The sequence below is a fragment of the Stenotrophomonas sp. HMSC10F07 genome (genome assembly GCF_001807895.1).
Classification (GTDB): Bacteria; Pseudomonadota; Gammaproteobacteria; order Xanthomonadales; family Xanthomonadaceae; genus Stenotrophomonas; species Stenotrophomonas sepilia.
In genome coordinates this window covers 1-2285 of sequence record NZ_KV791338.1, presented here as the reverse complement: position 1 = coordinate 2285, position 2285 = coordinate 1, and the positions used below count along the sequence as shown (strand labels likewise).

Below are 2285 nucleotides of genomic sequence, written 5' to 3'. Positions count from 1 at the left end.
CGCAACCGGACCCACCCCGCCTTCGACAGATTTCTGCCATCTGCCGGAACGGCATTCTGTGCTGCTGGTGGGTGTCGACCTTGGTCGACACGGTGGATCCACGCCATGCGTGGATGCCTTTGTAGAGTCGAGCCGTGCTCGACTGCTTCCGGCCTCAGGCCAGGTAGACCAGCCCGTCGCGTACGTCCACCGGCACCGTACGCAGGCGGTCACCCTTGCACGGGCCGGCGATGCAGTCGCCGCTGTCCAGCGTGAACGAGGCGCCATGCGCGGCGCATACCAGGTGGCCCTCACGGCTCTTCAGGAACTGGCCTGGGGCCCAGTCCAGGCGGCGGCCAGCGTGCGGGCAGATGTTCAGGAACGCGCGCACCTGCGCGCCGTCGCGGTACAGCACCAGCGATTCGGCATCGCCATCGACCACCGCTTCGACCTCGGCAAACGCGCCATCGGCAATGGCATCAAGGGCGATCAGGGCAGCAACGATAGTCATGGCGAAGGCTCGGACGGTAAACCGGAATTGTCGCATGCCTGCTCAGGTGACTGGCTGCGACATGAACACAAGTCATTGATCCGTAATAAGCACAGGCTATATTTAACGAGTTTTTCACTCAATGACAGTGGCGCGTCCCGATACTCTGTTTTCGCTGATCCCAGCCTATCGAGCCGCCATGTTCAATCGCGCATCCGCCTTCAACCAGTTCCGCACCCTGTTCGCGCCGCGTAAGCCGCGTCATCCGCTGGTGCGCGTCGCCGTGGGCCTGCTTGGCCTGGCGATCCTGGCGGCGATGGTGTTCATCGGTGTGTTCGTTGGCGCGGCGATGATCCTGGTCGGCCTGGCGTGGAAGCTGCTGGCTTCGCGCAAGCCGGGCGTTGTGCGTCAGGTTGACCCGACCGTGGTTGAAGGCGAGTACCGCGTGGTGCGCAAGCCGGTGTTGCCGGCCTCGCGCTGATCCAGGCCTTCCGCGCCCGCTGACGGCGGGCGCCATGCGTTCTAGACTGCGGGCACGCCCTTCCTGGATGCCCGCATGTCCGATGTCTCCGATGTGATCCCTGCCGTAGCCCTGCCGCGTGTACCGGTAGCCGGTGGCGGCAGCTTCCCCGTGCACCGCATCTACTGCGTCGGCCGCAATTTCGCCGACCACGCCCGCGAAATGGGCGCGGCGGTGCCGGCGGCCGATGACCGTGGCCGCCCGATGTTCTTCAGCAAGCCGGCCGATGCGATCGTGGTCGGCCACGACGATGCCATCCCCTACCCCCCGGCAACCGCCAACCTGCACCACGAAGTGGAGCTGGTGGTGGCGATCGGCCGCGATGCGCCCGCCGGTGAGTTGGCCGTCGCTGACGCCGATGCGCTGGTCTATGGCTACGCCGTCGGCCTGGACCTGACCCGCCGCGACCTGCAGGCCGCGGCCAAGGACAAGGGCCACCCGTGGGATGCGGCCAAGGGCTTCGATGCCTCCGCGCCGATCAGCGAAATCGTCCACGCCGAGGAAGTCGGCGACCTGGCCGCGCTGAACCTGTCGCTGGAGGTCAACGGCGAAGTGCGCCAGCAGGCACTGCTCGACCAGATGATCTGGAACGTGCCGGAGATCCTGCATGAGCTGTCCAAGCTGTGGCAGCTGCGTGCCGGCGACCTGGTGTTCATGGGCACCCCATCCGGGGTGGCTGCGTTGAAGCCCGGCGACCGCTTCAGTGCCCGCCTTGAAAACGTGGCCGAGCGCCACGGCGTGATCGCCGGCTGACATCACCTGCGCTACCCTGCGCGCTGTCCACTTCCCCACCGGAGAAAAACAACAATGGGAATGCTCACCGAGTTCAAGGAATTCGCCATGCGCGGCAACGTCATCGACCTCGCCGTCGGTGTGGTGATCGGCGCAGCCTTCGGCAAGATCGTGACGGCGCTGGTCGAGAAGATCATCATGCCGCCGCTGGGCTACCTGATCGGGCGCGTGGATTTCTCCAGCCTGGCCTGGACGTTGTCGCCAGCCCGGCTCGGACCGGATGGCAAGGAGATCCCGGCGGTGGTGGTTGGCTACGGCGACTTCATCAACACCGTCATCCAGTTCGTGATCGTGGCTTTCGCGATCTTCATCGTGGTCAAGGCGATCAACCGGCTGTCTCGCAAGAAGGAAGCTGCCCCGGCGGCGCCGGCCGAAGAAGTGGTGCTGCTGCGCGAGATCCGCGACAGCCTGAAGAAATAAGGTGTCGGGCGCCTATGGGCGCCCCTCCCACCTGTAGAGCCGAGCCAATGCTCGGCTGATCTGCAAAAGGCAGCCGAGCATTGG

At 65.4% G+C, this 2285-nt stretch carries 4 protein-coding genes; 3 read left to right on the top strand and 1 reads right to left on the bottom strand.

The window, feature by feature from the left end:
- Positions 1-154 precede the first annotated feature (154 nt).
- Positions 155-490: a Rieske (2Fe-2S) protein gene (locus tag HMPREF3114_RS03095; protein ID WP_053501270.1), complete on the bottom strand. Its 336-nt coding sequence runs from the start codon at positions 488-490 to the stop codon at positions 155-157.
- Positions 491-668: 178 nt separating this feature from the next.
- On the opposite strand from HMPREF3114_RS03095, the gene HMPREF3114_RS03090 reads away from it, so the two are divergent.
- From HMPREF3114_RS03090 to mscL, 3 genes are all read left to right on the top strand, one after another.
- A complete protein-coding gene (locus tag HMPREF3114_RS03090) occupies positions 669-950 on the top strand; it encodes a hypothetical protein (protein ID WP_053501268.1) in 282 nt (93 codons plus the stop codon).
- A 75-nt stretch (positions 951-1025) separates the two neighbouring features.
- Complete coding sequence (locus HMPREF3114_RS03085) at positions 1026-1742, top strand: fumarylacetoacetate hydrolase family protein (protein ID WP_019660190.1); 717 nt, start codon at positions 1026-1028, stop codon at positions 1740-1742.
- 54 nt (positions 1743-1796) lie between these two features.
- Positions 1797-2201 carry a large-conductance mechanosensitive channel protein MscL gene (gene mscL, locus HMPREF3114_RS03080; RefSeq protein ID WP_005418809.1) on the top strand — a complete coding sequence of 135 codons (405 nt, stop codon included), beginning with the start codon at positions 1797-1799 and terminating at the stop codon, positions 2199-2201.
- The last annotated feature ends 84 nt before the right edge of the window (positions 2202-2285 follow it).

What these genes read in the sequence shown, in the direction of transcription:
- HMPREF3114_RS03095 (WP_053501270.1), bottom strand. Translation starts at nt 490, where the DNA reads ATGACTATCGTTGCTGCCCTGATCGCCCTTGATGCCATTGCCGATGGC.
- HMPREF3114_RS03090 (WP_053501268.1), top strand. Translation starts at nt 669, where the DNA reads ATGTTCAATCGCGCATCCGCCTTCAACCAGTTCCGCACCCTGTTCGCG.
- HMPREF3114_RS03085 (WP_019660190.1), top strand. Translation starts at nt 1,026, where the DNA reads ATGTCCGATGTCTCCGATGTGATCCCTGCCGTAGCCCTGCCGCGTGTA.
- mscL (WP_005418809.1), top strand. Translation starts at nt 1,797, where the DNA reads ATGGGAATGCTCACCGAGTTCAAGGAATTCGCCATGCGCGGCAACGTC.